The following is a 17,335-nucleotide window of genomic DNA, read 5'->3' on the forward strand; positions in this document are numbered from 1 at the left end:
CCGCATCGGAAAAGTTGCAAGCCAACTGCGCTTGGTTCTATACGTCAGCCCATGGAAAGAAAAAGTCAGCCAAGTATCATAAGAATCGCACGCGAGAACGGAGAAGAAACGCGCGCAGAACCGCTTAACCTTGGCGTTCGCGTCCGCGAGTTACGCAAAGCAAAAAACTGGACGCTTGAACAGGCAGCAAAACACGCCGGGCTGGCGCGTTCAACGCTTTCTAAAATCGAAAATGGCCAGATGTCACCCACATATGAGGCGTTGAAAAAACTGGCCGAGGGGTTGCAGATATCAGTGCCGCAACTGTTCACCCCACCCTTGCGCGAGCAAGTTAACGGGCGCATGGATATTACAAAATCCGGTGAGGGAAACAGCCATGCAACAACTACATATGAGCACGAACTTCTCGCGGTATCGCTGGTAAAAAAACAAATGCTTCCCTACCGCGCCAGAGTGCGCGCGCGAAGCCCGGAAGAATTTGACGGCTGGGTGCGGCACGACGGTGAAGAGTTTCTGTACGTTCTGACTGGCGGGGTGCGTCTTTACACCGAGTTTTACGAACCCGTTGATATGCGCCGCGGTGACAGCGCCTATTACGACGCATCAATGGGACACAATGTGATTTCAACAAGCCCGGAAGACGCTATGATCCTTTGGGTAACATCACTAAACTAGTTCTTCGGAAAAAGAATAGGCAGTACAATTGCCGCAACACCCACGCCAACGATCTGCGTCAATATGAACATGCTGATATGCGCAGGATTGATCCCGGCAAAAGTATCGGAAAACCCACGCGCAATCGTGACGGCGGGGTTCGCAAAACTGGTTGAGGACGTGAACCAGTAAGCCCCTGTGATGTACAGGCCCACAAGCGGTGGCACGGCGTCTGGGCGATGCTTGATACCACCAAAGATAACCAGCAACAGACCAAAGGTCGCGATTATTTCGCTTGCCCATTGGTTAACGCCGGTTCGGTCAGTATTTGATAGCTGCAATATCGGCAGGTCAAACATCAGATGGCAGGCCCAAACCCCGATAATGCCACCCGCGATCTGCACAACAACATATGGCAGCACGTCTGACACGTCGTGTTCCCTGCGAATTGCAAAGGCCAAGGTCACTGCCGGGTTAAAATGCGCACCGGATACCGGGCCTAAGGTTGTGATGATTGCGTAAAGGATACAGCCAGTGGCAATTGCATTCGCAAGCAGTGCCAGCGCGATATTATCACCAGCAAGCGACTCTGCCATAATCCCGGAACCGACGACGCCAATCAGAAGAAATGCTGTACCAATAAACTCCGCCAGCAGTTTACGTATCATGTCAGTTTTCCGATGCGATCAAGCGTTTCTTTTAGCTCGTTAACATCAAGCCGGTCCAAGGGCAAAGACAACAACGCAGCCGCGCGTTTTGCCAAAATATCATAAGCCTCCTGAAACGCCCTTTCCCAGTCTCGTTCTGCAGCTGCTGCAGGATCTTCGACACCCCAATGGGTGCGCACCGGGGCACCGGGCCAGATCGGGCAGGTCTCACCGGCAGCGGAACCGCAAACGGTGATCACAATATCCATTTCTGGCGCGTCAGGTTCCGCGAACTCATCCCAGCTTTTGGATCTGGCGTCGCGCGTATTGTGCCCTAACTTTGACAACAGCCGTAGCGATTGTGGGTGAACCGATCCGGACGGGCGCGAACCGGCAGAATACGCCCGCAAACCGGGTATATTGCTGTGGTTAATAATGGACTCCAGCAGGATAGACCGTGCCGAGTTTCCGGTGCATAGGACAAGTATATTCATAGGCTGCGCGATAGACAATTTTTGTAACACTTTCACGACAAAACGACACCAAGGCCATTTTGTCGTCGGTCGGTCGCTTCGTTAGCTCGAAGACTTACACAGGCTCAGAATGCGTCGCCAACCTTTCGTGCGCCGGCTGAAACATCGCGGCCAAAACCTTCGACGGTTGCACAAGCTGACAGCCCCAAAAGAGCGGTGATTAGCAAAACTCTGATCATTTTCATTCCTTCCACCACCAGACGTCGGGCAAAAACCCAACCCAGTCGCCATACATCGGTAAAGTCTCCGGATACTGCAGCTGACGCACATGAGCAATACGTGAAATATTCCACTGGTATATCGGAATGACATATCGGCCCGTTGTGAGAACCCGATCAAGGGCGCGGGTCGCTGCGACAAACTCATCTCTGTTTTCTGATTGCAGGATGGCATCAATCATCGCTTCAGCAGCCGGAGACTCCATTCCCATCCAATTGCGCGACCCTGGCTCTGTTGCTCCCTCTGAACTCCAATAGAGCCTCTGTTCATTGCCCGGACTAAGCGACAAGCCGCGCCGGTAATACGTCATGTCAAAATCATATGTGGTTGTGCGTTCCTGATACTGCGCGCTGTCAATCACGGTGACGGTTGGGGTAACGCCAAGCCGTTGCAGGGATTGGGTGTAAATATTGATGATCGACTGGTTCTCAGCACTGCCTTGTTTTAGCAGAATTTCAAATGTGAATGGCTGTCCCTGGGCATTCTTCATCACACCTTCCTGTACTGTCCAGCCAGCCTGCTCCATCAAACGCAGCGCAGCGCGCAGGTTTTTGCGGTTGCGTTCTGTTCCATCAGAGACCGGCAGCGAATAGCCCTCAAGCGCGCCCGGCAACAGTTCGTCCCTGAAAGGCGCCAGAAGTTCAGCCACGCGACCTTCTGCTGGCCCGTCTCGCATTCCCAAAACAGAGTTTGAAAAGTATGACGTGATCCTTGGCTGCTGACCGTTTGTCTTGGTTGCGTTTATGAACTCGAAGTTAAAAACGTGAATCATCGCATCTCGCACCCGCCAGTCCTTGAACTGGTCTTGCCGTGTGTTCATCACGAAACCGGTAATGCCGGAAGGGCGTTGATGCGGGACAATTGATTTCACGATATCGCCAGACTGAACCTCGGGAAAATCATACTGTGTTTCCCAGTCGGAGACGTTGAATTCCCTTTTGAGAGATAGCTCACCGCCTTTGAAGGCCTGTAAAAGCAGGCTGGCATCTGTGTAAAAATCAATACGGATTTCATCAATATTATTTGTTCCGCGCCGAAAGGGCAGGTCACGCCCCCAATAGTCAGGGCTGCGTCTGAGTTTTACAAAACGCCCGGCTTCAAATTCCTCAACAACGTAGGGTGCAGTTCCAATTGGAATATTCTCAAGTCCGGATTGCGTAAAATCTAGCCCGTCCCATTGTGACTTTTTCAGGATCGGGCGAAGCCCCATCAGCAGGGCAAGTTCACGATCTTCAACATTGAACGTGAACCTTACAGTACGCTCACCAACCACCTCTGTGCTGGCGACTTTAGCCCATGCCCCGTGATAGCGCGGATGCCCAACCGTGCCGAGTGTTTCGTATGACCATATGACGTCATCCAGCGTGACAGGGTTGCCATCTGAGAATCGTGCCTCTTTGCGCAGCGTGAATTCCACCCATTCCCGATTCGGTCCTGTCTCTACCGATTCGGCCAAAAGACCGTACAGCGTGAAGGGTTCATCCCAGCTTCTGCCCATCAAACTTTCATAAGTCAGGAACTGTAGCTGCCAGGGAACAGTGCCTTTCAGGATGAAAGGATTGAGCGAATCAAAGCCACCAGATTCGCCAACAACGATGCGCCCCCCCTTTGGTGCATCGGGGTTCGCATAGGGCAGAGACACAAAATCAGGTGGTAAAGCCGGTTCGCCATACATAGCTATGCCATGACGCGGTTCAGCCAGTCCGATTCCTGCGCTGCAGAACATGACAATTGCAGTCCCAAGGCATCGACACGCACGGAAATTAATTGATCTCATTTTGGCAACAATCCTCGGGTTCCCTTGTTTGACTAGCGCTGACGCTACCAATGCTTTGCTGTCAATTCAAACTTTTAGCTTGGCCAGTGGCGGTAGATTGCGTATAAGAGAGTCACTGCTCGATAGGTTTCTTGCCTGTATGAAACCTGCCTCAATAACTTAACGCCAGCTTCGTGCTGGCGTTTTTTTTGTCTCTGATGACCACTAGCTGTAGATTTTGCAGGTGCAGCAATTATAGTCTCGCCGAGTATCAGAAAGAAGGGTCGTCATGTCACTATCAGGAAAAACAGCGGTTATCACCGGATCCAACTCCGGCATTGGTTTGGGCGTTGCTGTGGAATTGGCCAAAGCCGGGGCGGATATTGTTCTGAACTCGTTCACGGATCGGGATGAAGATCATGCACTGGCTGAAAGCATCGCCAGAACGCATGGAATCAATGCACGCTACATCAAGGCAGATATGTCCCAAGCGGACGACTGCCGCAGCCTGATAAAGCAGGCTGGCAAGTGCGACATCCTGGTTAACAATGCGGGCATTCAGCATGTCTGTCCGATTGATGAATTTCCCATCGACAAATGGGATGCGATCATTGCAATCAATATGAATTCTGCGTTCCACACCACTGCTGTTGCGCTACCCATGATGCGAAATGCTGGCTGGGGCAGGGTGGTCAACATCGCCTCGGCGCATGGTCTGACGGCGTCTCCCTTTAAAGCAGCCTATGTCGCAGCCAAACACGGGGTGGTTGGGATGACAAAAACGGTTGCTCTGGAAACCGCTGAACAGCCGATAACAGCAAATGCGATCTGCCCCGGCTATGTTTTGACACCGCTCGTTGAGGCGCAAATTCCCGATACAATGCGGGAATATGACATGAGCCGGGAAGACGTGATCAAGAACGTTATGCTGACACGCCAACCGTCCAAAGAATTTGCAACGGTTGAGCAGATCGGCGGAACCGTTGTCTTCCTCTGTTCTGACGCGGCGGCGCAGATAACCGGAACTACCATCAGCGTGGATGGTGGCTGGACAGCGTTGTAAGAGACCTGCATTCCGAATGCGTTGCGGCGGCGGCTAAACCGATCTGACGGACGTTGCCGCCAACGCCTTTGGTATTACGACTCTGCAGTGGCAGCTGTTTTTTCTTTCTTGGTTGCCATTGGGCGGGTTGGATCTTTTCCATTCGGGTAGACCAATCCAGCGGAGATCACCAGTTTTGCGGCATCCTCCACGGTCATATCCAGTTCAATGATGTCGGATTTGGGAACGAAAAGTAAAAAGCCTGATGTCGGGTTCGGGGTCGTTGGTAGAAAGACCGAGCTGAGATGATCATCAACTGGAATCTTCTTATCTACTTCGCCCTTTGCATCTGTAGAAATAAATGCGATCGCCCAAATCCCCTTGCGTGGATATTCAACAAGACAGGCTTTTTCGAAACTTGATTCCGCCTGGGAAAAAACCGTTTCGGCGATCTGTTTCAGACCATTGTAGACAGAGCGGACAACCGGCATCCGGTCAACCAGGCTTTCACCCCAGTTGATCAACGAACGTCCCATAAGGCCTTTGGCCATCCAACCGACAATCACGGTGAAGATCAAAAATATGATCACCCCAAGGCCACGCAGATTGATGCCAATATATTGTTCGGGGCGAAGATCGGATGGCACCAACGGCAACACCCAACTGTCCATCCAGCCTGTGACAGTCCACATCAACCAAATCGTCAGACCGATTGGCGCGATAACAACGAGTCCCGTCAGAAAGCTTGCCCGAAAACCCGACAACAAACGGCGAGGGCGGCGTTCCGGGATATGTGGCTCGTCTTGGTTCATTCAAAGTGTCCTGTTATCAACGCAGGGAATTTAGGTCTTTCTGCGCTTTCGTACAATAAGCACAAGTCCTTCGACGCCGTTTTTAATCATTTAAAGCAAAAGCGCGGGCAACTTTGCTCGCAAATCGTGCATTGTTCAAGACCAGTGCAATGTTTGCGCTAAGCGACTGACCATTGGTGAGCTCAAATATTCTGTCGAGCAGGAAGGGTGTAACAGCTTTCGCAGTGACACCCTGTTGCTCGGCCTCTTTCAATGCCTGATTGATGAGTGGTTCCAATAGGTCCTTCGATATCTCGGCCGCTTGCGGGATCGGGTTTGCAATCAACTGCCCTCCGGGAAGGCCCATTGCTCTTCGCATTTTATGCGCTGCCGCAATCTCAGAAGGGCTGTCCATCCGTAGCGGTGCCGGAAGCCCGGAACTGCGTGACCAGAAGGCCGGAAATTCTTCTTGCCCGACACAGATCACCGGCACGCCAAGCGTTTCCAGAACTTCAAGTGTTTTTGGTAAATCAAGGATGGCCTTCGCACCTGCGGCCACGACAGTGACTGGAGTTTCCGCAAGTTCGCGCAGGTCCGCCGAAATATCAAAACTGTCTTCTGCGCCCCTGTGCACTCCGCCGATCCCGCCAGTTGCAAAAACATGGATGCCAGCAAGATGCGCGCTGATCATCGTTGCGGCAACAGTCGTCGCCCCAGTGCCACCTGTTGCAATGCAGGCTGCGATATCCGCACGAGACAGTTTGGCGACATCTCTCGCCTGACCCAGGGCTTGCAGTTCAGCGTCGCTTAACCCGATGTGGAGCTTTCCTTTGATCACAGCGATGGTTGCTGGCGCCGCGCCATTCTCGCGAACGCAGGCTTCAACTTTTCGCGCGGTTTCGACATTTTGCGAGTAAGGCATGCCATGCGTAATAATCGTACTCTCGAGCGCGACAATCGGGTCACCATTGACGCGTGCTTTACTAACTTCGGGTGCATAGACAAGGGGGAGCGTCATAAGGGTGTTTCTCCGGACACATAGTGAGCTGCAGCAGTAAGTGCGCTCTCAAGGGCTGTCGTGCCCGTTTCACCACGGTGCTCCGCCGCGATATGGGCTGCCATAAAGGTGTCTCCGGCGCCGGTCACACGACTGACCATGACTTCCGGTGGCTGTGCCGTCAAAAGTGTTTCCTTGTCTCCCAGTGCAGCCATATTGCCACCATCACTCACCATCGCGCGAAATGCGCCGCGTTTCACCAGTGCCAATGCGGCCTCAGCTGTACTTCCAAAGTCGCGCTGGCACAGGTATCCTGCTTCTTCAAGATTGACGTAAAATGTTGCACGAGGATGCTTCAGCAACGGGTTCAATCGCTCTGCCTTGCCGGGGGACGCTGGTGCGACCCGCAGGTCTGCAGCAGCAAACAGCGGATTTTGGGAAATGTCCTCAAGCAATGTTTCGGTCAGATTGCCATCAAGCGCGACAAGCCCCGGATATGGGGCCTGAACGTTGCCGAGTGTTCCATCCGCGAGTGGACGCAGGATTTTGTCGCCTGCAGCTTCCAGCGAATGAGCGTCCGCGATCGCCGCGATCAGACCATTCGCACCTTCGACCGCCATGTAGATATCTGTGGGCAAATCATCAGAAAGATAGATATGGTCAGTGATCATGCCGATTCGTGTTGCGGTAGCCAGCAGTTCCTGACCTTCTTCGTCTTTTCCGATTGCCGTAAGCAATGCGGGCACCAGATCGAATCGGGTCAGCGTCATTGCGATATTCATCGCAACACCACCGGGAATCCGCGCGATACGACCCGGAACGTCCGACCCAAGACGCATCGGACTTGCAGAGCGGCCAATCACATCCCAAAGAACGGAGCCGATACAAAGGATTTCCGGTATTTTTGTCATTCAGGGTTTCAACGGGTAGCGATCCGGCTCTTCAAAGGCATCCATAACGAGCGTTCCGGCCTTTATTTCGGCACCGTGCACCGCACCGGATGGGATATTGTAACTGTCACCCGGCGCATATGTTTTGGCTTCACCGTCAATGGTCAGTTTTACAGATCCTTCGATCACAGTTCCCCATTGCCCAAGATGTGAATGCGGCGGAAGAACAAAATCTTTGTGAAAACGGAAGAAAACGACGAGGCCCGCATCCGAGCGAATAGCTTTTGTACTGACTATATCCTCCGGAAAGGGAATCTCCAGGCTCGGGAATTTCTGGATGAATTCAGGTAGTTGCATTTAGGGACCTCCGTAATTTTGGCCGGAGCCTAGCATATGGGTTGGCGAGCGCATCTGTTTTCTAACCCTTTCAGCCTTGCAATCACTGAAACTTTGGTTTAAAGCGCGGCTACTTAAATCCGCAGGTGGGGTTTGGGCCTAATGGGGAGAAATCCCAAAAGGTCCGCCGGTTGGGCAAATGCCCTTTTACCCCCACCGTGGCGCAAACCGGAAAAGGAAATGGAATGGCGCTTCCCGATTTCACGATGCGTCAGCTTTTGGAAGCTGGCGTACACTTTGGCCACCAGACACAACGCTGGAATCCTCGTATGGGCGAATTCATCTATGGTGCCCGTAATGGTATTCATATTCTCGATCTGACACAGACTGTTCCAATGCTGGACGCTGCTCTGAATGCTGTCCGCGAAACTGTCGCAAAAGGCGGCCGTGTTCTTTTTGTAGGCACCAAGCGTCAGGCACAGAACCCTATCGCTGAAGCCGCAGAGAAATGCGCGCAATACTACATGAACCACCGCTGGCTGGGTGGTACGCTCACCAACTGGAAAACGGTTTCCAACTCTATCAGCCGCCTGAAAGCGATTGACGAGAAAATGGAAAGCGGTGCGGAAGGCATGACCAAGAAAGAACGTCTTGGCATGGAGCGCGAGCAAACAAAACTGCAAGCGTCACTTGGCGGTATCCGCGAAATGGGCGGTGTACCTGACCTTTTGTTTGTTATCGACGTTAACAAAGAAGATCTGGCAATCGCCGAAGCCAATAAACTGGGTATCCCGGTTGTTGCTATTGTCGACTCCAACTGCTCGCCTTCAGGGATTGACTACATCATTCCCGGCAACGACGACGCTGCCCGCGCTATTTCGCTTTACTGCGATCTGGTCGCGCGTGCAGCGCTTGACGGAATGAGCGCTCAGCTTGGCGCCGCTGGCGTTGATTTGGGTGAAATGGAAGCTGCGCTTGACGAACCTGTGGTTGCCGAAGAAGCACCAGCAGAAGAAAAACCGGCTGAAGCAGCTGCAGAAGAGACGCCGGCTGAAGCACCAGCAGAAAAAGCCGCAGTCGAAAGCTGATCAAACAAGAACTAATTTTGGTTGCGGGCTATAAATGGCCCGCAACCAGCTTCTTACAAAAATTAGGAGAGCCGATATGGCAATCACCGCAGCACAGGTGAAAGAACTGCGCGACTCGACCGGCGCAGGCATGATGGACGCTAAAAAAGCGTTAACCGAAACAGAGGGCGATATGGAAGCCGCAGTTGACTGGCTGCGCACCAAAGGCCTTGCGAAAGCCGCAAAAAAATCCGGGCGGATCGCTGCCGAGGGTCTTGTTGCTGTCGCAGTCAATGGGGGCAGGGGTGTCGCTGTTGAAGTAAACTCTGAAACCGACTTCGTTGCGAAAAATGCGGAATTTCAGGATATGGTTAAATCCATTTCACAGGCCGCTCTGGGCGCAAGCGATGTAGATGCTCTTAGAACAACCGACCTCGGTGGAAAATCTGTTGAAGCAACGATCACAGACAAGATCGCAACCATTGGCGAAAACATGTCGCTGCGTCGCATGTCTGCAATCGAAGGTGACAGTGTTGTGTCCTATATCCACAACCAGGCAGCCGATGGCATGGGTAAAATTGCTGTGCTGGTTGCATTGAAGGGCGTTGACAATGGCATTGGCCGGCAGATTGCTATGCATGTTGCCGCAGCAAACCCGGCGTCACTTTCCGAGGCTGATATTGACCCGGCACTGGTTGAGCGCGAGAAATCTGTTTTGACCGAGCAGGCACGTGAATCTGGCAAACCCGATGCAGTTATCGAAAAGATGATTGTAGGCCGGATGAAGAAATTCTTCTCTGAAGTGACACTTCTTGGTCAGGCGTTTGTCGTGAACCCTGATCTGACAGTTGGCGACGCCGCGAAAGAAGCTGGTGTTGAGATTCTCTCGTTCGTCCGCATGGAACTGGGTGAAGGCATCGAGAAAAAAGAAGAAGACTTTGCTGCAGAAGTTGCCAAAGCGGTACAAGGCTAAGACATCTTTAAATACGAAAAACAAACGGTGCGGTCTTTTCAGGCCGCACCGTTTTTACTTTCCGCCAATACTGGGGATAACGGCGGTTGCTCATAAAGTTGCCGACCAAGTTTGACTAAAATTGCCCACCTTGGCCGACGTTCCGGTTTCCCGGTCAGATCAGGCCAATCTGCAATATTCAAAACAGCCTTCACCGAAGTTCCCAGGCTAATTGCCACCACTCACGGAACAAACCTCATTTTGCAGGTTTACGTTAGGTAAAGAAAGTATGGTATTCCATACCCTTAGGTTGACCTCAACGTTAATTAAACGTCGAACCTGAAAATCTGATTTTGAAAGGATGCTTTCAAAACGGCTTGCGCGGTTGTTTCGACATCAAGCGCCAAACGCGCAAGCCGAAGATGTTTTTCTACCGTTGCTGGCGTCAGCTCCAGGATGCAGGCAATATCCTGTGTCGTTTTCCCGTCACCAACCCATTCAAGCACTTGGCGCTGCCTCTTTGTCAGGTCGGGCCGCTGGCCGGAGTAAGGAAAGGTGATAATCTTAAGATGCGCAACATTGTTTATCAGAATTATTTCATTTCCGTGCCGCTTCCAAATCTCATCAGTTTCTATTTGAGACAGGCCAGCCCGCGCGGTCAACGCGATAGCCCCCTTGGTTCGCTGAGAAACGCTCTTGAAGCTTATTGAGTAGCCCGCGACAACGCCCATTGATCTGTTGAATTCACAAACTTTCAACTCTGTTGGCGACAGCTCTCCATTTTTTTGTTTTTCCTCGATCCAGCTCCAGCTGCACGCCCCTTCATTTTCGATCGACCAACGCACCATTGGGGCGCAGGCGTACATATTCTCTCCAAGGAAAGGGTCAATATAATCAGAGCTATGATTGGTTAGAATTAGAAAATCCTTGGGGTCGCCAAAGGACTCGGACGTGCAATAGCGGGTAAACCCATAAAGCAAACGGTCAAACCCGTATTCAGCCATTTTTTTTGTGTGGAGTCCCCAGACCTCTTCAACAGAATCCGATTCTGTCAGTTCTTCCAGGTATTCCTCAACAGCTGTCATTATGCTTTTTCACCCAGATAGGTCACCATGCCCTCAATCGCCAGCAAATATCCTGCGGGGCCCAGGCCGCAGATCTGGCCAATCGCAACCGGAGCGATGTAAGATTTGTGTCTGAAAGATTCCCGTGCGTGAATATTTGAAAGATGAAGTTCCAGAACGGGCACATCCGCAGACGAGATCGCATCCATCAGCGCAACCGATGTGTGTGTGTAAGCACCTGCATTCAGAATTATACCATCAAACTTGCCGCGCGCGCCGTGGATCGCCTCGACAAGAACGCCTTCATGATTGCTTTGCTCAAACTGCAAATCAATACCAAGCGCATTCGCTTTATCCTGACACTGTATTTCAATCTCTGCCAAGGTGGTTGCACCGTAAACCTCGGGCTGACGCGTACCAAGCAAGTTAAGGTTAGGGCCATTTAATATAAGAAGAGATGTCATCAGCTAATCCTTATTGTTCACGGTCTTCCTAACCATTCCAATTGTGATCTGTCGAGATCAGCCGCAAGGATAGGTGGGTCAAACGGTAATTTTGATACAATCTGGCGCATCTGAACATATTGACTTTCTTACATTTACCTTTTAGTTACTGCGGCTTGTCATCTTTAATTAATGTCTAGCTCTTTAGGCAGCATCTTAATTACATAATACCTATTATACGTTTATCGCATTAGGGGTTCCCCATTAGCCTATGGGATATGAAATTAATTTCTTTCACGTTTCCGTGATAACCAAATCAAATTTCGATCACGCAAAACTTTTAAGGAACTTCAGGCAGCGCTTCGCTGTTTCACTCGGCTCTCCAAAACAAACGTGACGGTAGAGGAAAAGTTCCATCAGATCGTCGAAAACGGTTTATGTATTGGTTGGGGCCTTTGCCAATCGGTTGCATCGCCAGAAAAACCCGCGTTTCAAAAGCCAAAAAATGGTGAATTGCGACCCCGCTTTGTTGCCTCTTAGACCGTTGATGGTGTCGAACGCATTTATGCCACCTGCCCCGGCACACGTGTAGAAGTCTTGCCAGTCGACGAGATTAACAAAGCAGCGCACTGGGGGCCGCACCACCGTTTGGTACTGAGTTGGGCCGCAGAGCCTCGGGTGCGTCATGAGGAATCAACAGGCGGCGTTTTGACCGCTCTTGGCCAATACCTGCTCCGCTCTGAACGTGTTAAATTCATCCTGCATGTAAAAGCCTTTGAACCGGGTGGTATTGGTGACGGCGCCGACATTGCCGCCGCAGACAGATGGCCCAACGCGAGTTCGGACAGAGAAGCATCACTGACAGACCCCGGAACGAATTCGCTTATCGTGCGAACGTTAACAGGAATGGGGATTTTGGATGCCGCTCACCAAAAAGCAATTTGTCAAAGCCAGATATGACGGCTTACAGGATGCCGGTGTGCTGACACCAAAAACCGTCAATCTACGCATTGAAGAACTAAGCGACGCAAATGGCCCCGGAAAAAATTCTGAATAAAGACAAGGGACATTTGAACGCGCGTTAACCGGAAAGCAGAAAGAGCCACGGAGTTGAAACTTGAAACTGTAAATTGCATTGCGGCGCATCCCCACTAATATGCAGCCATGAACGAACCTAGCTCCTCTCGCCGCCCACGCCCCGAACGCATCACCGGTCCACGGCATCTGTTTGCAGCCGCAAGGTTTTCGATAGCCGGTCTTCGGCGGCTTTGGGCAGAAACGGCTTTTCGTCATCAATTGCTGGCATTCTGTGCTGTGATCGGTGTATTGACGCTTTTGGAAGCGTCGATGGGTGACTATGTGACCGCTTTCATTCTTTTTATGGTCTTGGTTGCGGTAGAAGCACTCAACACCGCCATAGAATGCATCGTTGATCATATCTCGCCCGACTGGGCAGAGTTTGCCCGCGATGCAAAAGACCTCGGGTCGCTGGCCGTGTTGTGTATAATGCTGTGTTACGGGGCTTTTCTGGTCAGCGTGGCGTACACCTATCTTCTGGCCGTTCACTAACACTAACAGGGGTTAAGCCTGAATGAACATGTTAAAGATTGTTGCCGTCCCGATGCACAAGGAAGGCCGCAAATTTGTAGCAGTCTTTGCAATTATCACCCTGCTGCTTGCATTGATTTGGGAGCCACTTTTCTGGATTGGTGCCGGTCTGACCGTATGGTGCTATTATTTCTTCCGTGATCCAGAGCGTTCGGTCCCGCAGCAAGACGGACTGATCCTCTCGCCTGCGGATGGTGTGGTATCGCTGATCTCTACCCTGCCCGCCCCGCCCGAGCTTGGCCTTGGAGATGAACTACGCGTGCGCGTTTCAGTTTTCATGAATGTGTTCAATTGCCATGTTAATCGCGCGCCTTTTGACGGCAAGGTGACCAAGATTGTCTATCACAAGGGAAAGTTCGTGAACGCGTCGCTGGACAAAGCAAGCGAGCATAATGAGCGTAACGGTCTGGCCCTTGAAACCACAAATGGTGCGAGCGTCGGAGTCGTGCAGATCGCGGGGTTGGTGGCACGTCGTATTGTCTGTTTTGTTCAGGAAGGCGAACAACTGCGCGCTGGCGAAAGATTTGGCCTGATCCGGTTTGGCAGCCGCCTCGATGTGTATTTGCCACCAGAAATTCAGCCCTTGGTCAGCGTTGGCCAAACTGCTGTCGCCGGTGAAACGATACTAGCTGATCTGGGTCATACCGGTTCGGCTATGACAGGGCGGCTGATATGAGCGCTTCAGGGCCCAAAAACAAACGCACCCCATTTCGCAAGTTCATCCCAAATCTGGTGACAATTTTTGCGATGTGTGCGGGCCTGACTGCAATTCGGGTTGGTTTGGATGGGCATTATAAGACTGCGCTTTACCTTATTGTTCTGGCGATGTTTTTAGATGCTGCAGATGGAAAAATCGCTCGCTATCTGAAAAGCGAAAGTCAGTTTGGCGCGGAGCTTGATACGCTCGCAGATTTTCTGAATTTTGGAGTTGTGCCAGCAATCCTGCTTTATCGCGTATTTTTCGCAGGGACCGAATACGCCAGTATCGGGTGGCTCGCCGTTCTCTTATTATGTGTTTGCTGCGCGTTGCGCCTTGCACGCTTTAACGTTGCACTTGATGATAACGCCGCTTCGGTCGCAAAAGACAAATACTTCGTCGGGGTTCCCGCCCCTGCCCTTGCCTGTCTTGCGCTGATGCCCTTGTTTCTTTTGTTCCAGGGTTGGTCGACGATCGGAGAGCACGCCTATCTGCTGGTCGGATACACGATCTTCACAGGTTACCTTGCAATCAGCACATTGCCGACCTTTTCGCTCAAACATCTTGCGATCAATGTAAACTGGCAAGTTCCGGTGATGATCTTTGCTGTCATCCTGATCGTCAGCCTCACAGTCTACCCATGGCGCACGCTTGCGATTGCGAACATGCTGTATCTGTTTTCGCTTCCGGTTTCGTTCTGGATGAACAGAAACAGCACAAAACGTTGACAAAAATTCGCCTTTGGTCGCGAACACGACATTTTCGTCTCAAAACGGCATTCTTCTGAGTTTGCGTTTTGCAGATACTAAGGGAAATTGATCTGACCAAATTTGGCGAGGCAAGGCATGGTAACTTCTTTTTCTGACTTCGCAACGGGGCTTTCATATAGTGACCTGCCTGACGAACTGCTTCATATCTTACGGCGAAGTTTCACTGACACGATTGGTGTCGCCGCTGTCGGGTCCACAACTCAGCTTTCAAAGATATCGCGAAAGGGCGCGCTCGCGATGTTCGGCGTTGGAACTGCGGGTGCATCCGGGATGTTGATGGACGGTCGACGGGTTAGCCCTGCTGGTGCAGCCATGGCTGGCGCATTCACAATCGACAGTATTGACGCCCATGATGGTGTAACCCCCTGCAAGGGCCATGCAGGTTCCGCCTTGTTCCCCGCCCTGCTCGCTATGGCGGATTCAGAGGCATCACAGGGCCGTGCACTTGATGGCCGTCGGTTCGCTGAAATTCTGGCTGTCGGTTATGAAGTCAGCTACCGCGCGGGGCGCACGCAGCACGCGACCTGCGCCGACTACCATACCTCCGGTGCCTGGACCGCTGTTGGTGTCGCCACCGCAGGGGCCAGAATGCTGGGGTGCACGACAGAACAGATACGACACGCCGCCGGAATTGGCGAATATCACGGGCCAAGAAGCCAAATGATGCGCTGCATCGATTTCCCAACGAATGTTCGGGACGGCGTTGGCTGGGGTGCGCCCTCTGGCGTGACGGCAGCCTATCTTGCACGCGAAGGTTTCACCGGTGCTCCGGCATTAACCTGCGAAAGCAACGAAGCAGAAGAATTCTGGCACGATCTTGGGGATGCATGGCGCACCGTTGAAGATACACATTACAAGGCGTACCCTTGTTGCCGATGGGCGCATCCGTCTCTGGATGCAGTCGCTGATCTGATGTCGGAAAATACGCTGAACCACACAGAGATCGAGGCCGTCGAAATACGTACCTTTCATTATGCAACACGCCTTGCAGGTCATGCGCCACAAACGCTCGACGATTTTTCCTACGCAATCGCCTTCCCGGTTGCCGCCATGATTGTGCGCGGTCAGGTGGGCGTAGAGGAACTGACCGAGCAATCGCTGCGCGACCCGGATATTTTGCGAATTAGCCGTGCAACGCAACTTATTGAAGATGATCAATACACAAAGATCAGCACAGACAAACGCTGGGCGGATGTGACCCTGGTTCTAAAGGATGGTCGGCGGTTTCGATCCCCGCCCCGGTCACCGCGTGGGGACCCGGATTCTCCACTGACAGACGCAGAAATTTCGGAAAAGTTTCACATGCTTTCTGATCCGGTTATTGGCCGGGATCGCGCACTCGAGATCGAGAGCCTGTCGTCCAAGTTTGACACGCTTGGCACAAGTGAATTCGCGCGCTTGATCTCTCTTTGCACGGCGTCCACCTGAACGTCTTCAGCGAAAGGCCGGCACTTAACCTAAAGAGTATCCCGCACCGCGAACGGTTCGCAACGGATCGGTGCCACCATGCTTTGACAGGGCTTTGCGCAATCGTCCGATATGAACGTCGACTGTGCGCGTGTCGACATAGATATCGCGTCCCCAGACCCGGTCTAACAACTGCTCGCGTGACCAGACACGCCCGGGCTTTTCCATGAATGTGGCCAACAGGCGAAACTCTGTCGGCCCCAGTTTCAACGCTTTCCCGTCCCGAAACACCTTATGGCTTTCCGAGTCCAGCACGATGTCATCAAATTCAATCCGTTCGCCAACTGCGGCCGCACGTGTCCGACGAAGCTGCCCACGCACACGCGCCATAAGCTCCACCAGCGAATACGGCTTGATCACATAGTCGTCGGCACCAGTTTCAAGCCCGCGCACCCGGTCCACTTCTTCCGAACGGGCAGAAAGCATAATGATCGGCACACCACGGGTTTCCGGGCGCGTTTTGAGGCGCCGGCAAATTTCAATGCCGCTTACATTCGGCAACATCCAGTCGAGCAAAATGACATCCGGGGTATCTTCCGCAACCAACAACAGGGCCTCTTCCCCGTTTTCGGCTTTTGTTACGCGAAACCCTTCTGACTCGAGATTATAGGCCAGCACCTCGCGCTGAGCGGGTTCATCTTCGACTACCATCACAAGAGGTTTATCGACAGACATCATTCTTTCCCTTGAACCGGTGGTTCAATATAAACGCTCGACACCTTTTTGCGTGCCTCTTCTGCCATTTCACCCGTCACCAGATAAATTACCTGTTCTGCAACCGACGTAATATGATCGCCCATGCGTTCGATATTTTTCGCGATGAAATGCAAATGCATACAGGCGGTAATATTGCGCGGGTCTTCCATCATGAATGTCAGGAACTCGCGAAACAGTGCATTATACATCTGGTCTACATCGTGATCTCGCGCGCGCACGTCATGGGCCATATCAACATCATGCTGAATATATGCGTCGAGCGCATCCTTCAGCATCAGTTCCACCTCACGCGCCATTCGCTTGATCGCACCAGATGCGCCTTCGATGGCAGGTATCCGAACCAAGACTTCCGTCCGTTTTGCGAGGTTTTTCGCATAGTCACCAACGCGCTCCAGATTGCCCGAGATTTTCATCACTGAAAGCACGGTACGCAAATCAGACCCCATTGGGGAGCGCAGGGCAATCAGCCGCGCAGCTTCCTCGTTTACCTTTTCTTCAAGCAGGTCGATTTGTTTGTCTTTCGCGCGCACGTCTTCCGCAAGCTCAAGGTCCCGGGTCGCAAGCGCCTTAGCACTATCAACAATCGCAACTTCTACCAGGCCGCCCATCTTCATGATCATGGCTTGAATAGCTTCCAGATCACGATCAAAAGCTGAGGCTATGTGTTGGTCTTGCATGATATGCT

At 52.1% G+C, this 17,335-nt stretch carries 21 protein-coding genes; 9 read left to right on the top strand and 12 right to left on the bottom strand.

Going from position 1 to position 17,335, the window contains the following annotated elements:
• The first annotated feature begins 51 nt into the window (after nucleotides 1-51).
• A complete protein-coding gene (locus J4E70_RS05060) occupies nucleotides 52-675 on the top strand; it encodes a helix-turn-helix domain-containing protein (protein WP_213887998.1) in 624 nt (207 codons plus the stop codon).
• Here J4E70_RS05060 and J4E70_RS05065 read toward each other — a convergent pair.
• The 4 genes from J4E70_RS05065 to J4E70_RS05080 form a co-directional block, all read right to left on the bottom strand.
• Nucleotides 672-1,322: an MIP/aquaporin family protein gene (locus J4E70_RS05065; protein WP_213887999.1), complete on the bottom strand. Its 651-nt coding sequence runs from the start codon at nucleotides 1,320-1,322 to the stop codon at nucleotides 672-674. The genes J4E70_RS05060 and J4E70_RS05065 overlap by 4 nt on opposite strands.
• On the bottom strand, nucleotides 1,319-1,795 hold the full coding sequence (locus J4E70_RS05070; RefSeq protein WP_213888000.1) for an arsenate reductase ArsC: 477 nt from the start codon (nucleotides 1,793-1,795) through the stop codon (nucleotides 1,319-1,321). The genes J4E70_RS05065 and J4E70_RS05070 overlap by 4 nt, the downstream gene beginning before the upstream one ends.
• 104 nt (nucleotides 1,796-1,899) lie before the next feature.
• Nucleotides 1,900-2,013: an entericidin, EcnA/B family gene (locus tag J4E70_RS05075; RefSeq protein WP_213888001.1), complete on the bottom strand. Its 114-nt coding sequence runs from the start codon at nucleotides 2,011-2,013 to the stop codon at nucleotides 1,900-1,902.
• 2 nt (nucleotides 2,014-2,015) lie between these two features.
• Nucleotides 2,016-3,830 (bottom strand): extracellular solute-binding protein, encoded by a 1,815-nt coding sequence (locus tag J4E70_RS05080; RefSeq protein WP_213888002.1) that lies wholly within the window; start codon nucleotides 3,828-3,830, stop codon nucleotides 2,016-2,018.
• 268 nt (nucleotides 3,831-4,098) lie between these two features.
• On the opposite strand from J4E70_RS05080, the gene J4E70_RS05085 reads away from it, so the two are divergent.
• Complete coding sequence (locus tag J4E70_RS05085) at nucleotides 4,099-4,872, top strand: 3-hydroxybutyrate dehydrogenase (RefSeq protein WP_213888003.1); 774 nt, start codon at nucleotides 4,099-4,101, stop codon at nucleotides 4,870-4,872.
• A gap of 74 nt (nucleotides 4,873-4,946) precedes the next feature.
• Here the strand turns inward: J4E70_RS05085 and J4E70_RS05090 are convergent, their stop codons facing one another.
• From J4E70_RS05090 to J4E70_RS05105, 4 genes are all read right to left on the bottom strand, one after another.
• Nucleotides 4,947-5,663 (bottom strand): DUF502 domain-containing protein, encoded by a 717-nt coding sequence (locus tag J4E70_RS05090; RefSeq protein ID WP_213888004.1) that lies wholly within the window; start codon nucleotides 5,661-5,663, stop codon nucleotides 4,947-4,949.
• A gap of 82 nt (nucleotides 5,664-5,745) precedes the next feature.
• Nucleotides 5,746-6,660 carry a pseudouridine-5'-phosphate glycosidase gene (locus tag J4E70_RS05095; RefSeq protein ID WP_213888005.1) on the bottom strand — a complete coding sequence of 305 codons (915 nt, stop codon included), beginning with the start codon at nucleotides 6,658-6,660 and terminating at the stop codon, nucleotides 5,746-5,748.
• Nucleotides 6,657-7,550 (bottom strand): PfkB family carbohydrate kinase, encoded by an 894-nt coding sequence (locus J4E70_RS05100; protein ID WP_213888006.1) that lies wholly within the window; start codon nucleotides 7,548-7,550, stop codon nucleotides 6,657-6,659. Before J4E70_RS05100 ends, J4E70_RS05095 begins: the two co-directional genes overlap by 4 nt.
• Nucleotides 7,551-7,886, bottom strand: a complete 336-nt coding sequence (locus J4E70_RS05105) for a cupin domain-containing protein (protein ID WP_213888007.1) — start codon at nucleotides 7,884-7,886, stop codon at nucleotides 7,551-7,553.
• 224 nt (nucleotides 7,887-8,110) lie between these two features.
• Here J4E70_RS05105 and rpsB point away from each other — a divergent pair, with 224 nt between their 5' ends.
• Together rpsB and tsf are read left to right on the top strand one after the other, a co-directional pair.
• Nucleotides 8,111-8,953 carry a 30S ribosomal protein S2 gene (rpsB, locus tag J4E70_RS05110; RefSeq protein WP_213888008.1) on the top strand — a complete coding sequence of 281 codons (843 nt, stop codon included), beginning with the start codon at nucleotides 8,111-8,113 and terminating at the stop codon, nucleotides 8,951-8,953.
• 76 nt (nucleotides 8,954-9,029) lie between these two features.
• On the top strand, nucleotides 9,030-9,905 hold the full coding sequence (tsf, locus tag J4E70_RS05115) for a translation elongation factor Ts (protein ID WP_213888009.1): 876 nt from the start codon (nucleotides 9,030-9,032) through the stop codon (nucleotides 9,903-9,905).
• A 305-nt stretch (nucleotides 9,906-10,210) separates the two neighbouring features.
• On the opposite strand, the gene J4E70_RS05120 is transcribed toward tsf, so the two are convergent.
• The gene (locus J4E70_RS05120; protein WP_213888010.1) at nucleotides 10,211-10,969 is read right to left on the bottom strand and encodes a LuxR family transcriptional regulator; all 759 of its coding nucleotides are present in this window, start codon (nucleotides 10,967-10,969) and stop codon (nucleotides 10,211-10,213) included.
• A complete protein-coding gene (gene aroQ, locus J4E70_RS05125; protein WP_213888011.1) occupies nucleotides 10,969-11,412 on the bottom strand; it encodes a type II 3-dehydroquinate dehydratase in 444 nt (147 codons plus the stop codon). The genes J4E70_RS05120 and aroQ overlap by 1 nt, the downstream gene beginning before the upstream one ends.
• Before the next feature lie 576 nt (nucleotides 11,413-11,988).
• Between aroQ and J4E70_RS05130 the strand changes: the two genes are divergently transcribed.
• The 5 genes from J4E70_RS05130 to J4E70_RS05150 all read left to right on the top strand — a co-directional run bounded on the left by J4E70_RS05130 (nucleotide 11,989) and on the right by J4E70_RS05150 (nucleotide 15,894).
• Entirely contained in the window at nucleotides 11,989-12,351 is a 363-nt protein-coding gene (locus J4E70_RS05130; protein ID WP_213888012.1) for a coenzyme F420 hydrogenase/dehydrogenase beta subunit N-terminal domain-containing protein, read from the top strand.
• Nucleotides 12,352-12,555: 204 nt separating this feature from the next.
• Entirely contained in the window at nucleotides 12,556-12,960 is a 405-nt protein-coding gene (locus J4E70_RS05135; protein ID WP_213888013.1) for a diacylglycerol kinase, read from the top strand.
• A gap of 22 nt (nucleotides 12,961-12,982) precedes the next feature.
• Entirely contained in the window at nucleotides 12,983-13,675 is a 693-nt protein-coding gene (locus tag J4E70_RS05140) for a phosphatidylserine decarboxylase (protein ID WP_213888014.1), read from the top strand.
• Nucleotides 13,672-14,424 (top strand): CDP-alcohol phosphatidyltransferase family protein, encoded by a 753-nt coding sequence (locus tag J4E70_RS05145; RefSeq protein ID WP_213888015.1) that lies wholly within the window; start codon nucleotides 13,672-13,674, stop codon nucleotides 14,422-14,424. Before J4E70_RS05140 ends, J4E70_RS05145 begins: the two co-directional genes overlap by 4 nt.
• Nucleotides 14,425-14,541: 117 nt before the next feature.
• Nucleotides 14,542-15,894 (top strand): MmgE/PrpD family protein, encoded by a 1,353-nt coding sequence (locus tag J4E70_RS05150; protein ID WP_213888016.1) that lies wholly within the window; start codon nucleotides 14,542-14,544, stop codon nucleotides 15,892-15,894.
• Nucleotides 15,895-15,918: 24 nt separating this feature from the next.
• Here J4E70_RS05150 and phoB read toward each other — a convergent pair whose 3' ends face one another.
• Nucleotides 15,919-16,608 (bottom strand): phosphate regulon transcriptional regulator PhoB, encoded by a 690-nt coding sequence (phoB, locus tag J4E70_RS05155; protein WP_213888017.1) that lies wholly within the window; start codon nucleotides 16,606-16,608, stop codon nucleotides 15,919-15,921.
• Nucleotides 16,608-17,327: a phosphate signaling complex protein PhoU gene (gene phoU, locus J4E70_RS05160; protein ID WP_213888018.1), complete on the bottom strand. Its 720-nt coding sequence runs from the start codon at nucleotides 17,325-17,327 to the stop codon at nucleotides 16,608-16,610. Before phoU ends, phoB begins: the two co-directional genes overlap by 1 nt.
• Between the last annotated feature and the right edge of the window lie 8 nt (nucleotides 17,328-17,335).

This window comes from Pseudohalocynthiibacter aestuariivivens, assembly GCF_018457175.1.
Taxonomy (GTDB): Bacteria; Pseudomonadota; Alphaproteobacteria; order Rhodobacterales; family Rhodobacteraceae; genus Pseudohalocynthiibacter; species Pseudohalocynthiibacter aestuariivivens.